The following is a 323-nucleotide window of genomic DNA, read 5'->3' on the forward strand; positions in this document are numbered from 1 at the left end:
CCTTGAAGACGGCCGTCTTTCGATGGGAGAATAACAATGAAAAATAAGATACTTTTTTTAATAACGGCAATCGTCTTTTCCTGCGCCCTGCTCACATGTTCGTCTCTTGCAAAAGTAGCGGACGTCGGCGCGCAGGTGGCGGGCGCGGCGGGGGGTGTCGATAAAAACACAGCCCACGCGATCAGCAATTCCAGCAAAGCCCTAGGAACAGCCGCGGAAGAAATCAAACCCCAACAAGAAAACTACATCGGCCCCGCGGTAGCCCCAAACATACCCGTCTCTTATACACCTCCGAACCCGCCGCCGAGCGCACCCAGGGAAGA

1 pseudogene is annotated in these 323 nt (G+C 54.5%); it reads left to right on the forward strand.

What is annotated here, in order from left to right:
• Positions 1-36 precede the first annotated feature (36 nt).
• Positions 37-323, forward strand: a pseudogene (locus ACYVTD_RS18745) (hypothetical protein); the annotation flags it as partial.

The organism is Treponema sp. R6D11 (genome assembly GCF_054786075.1).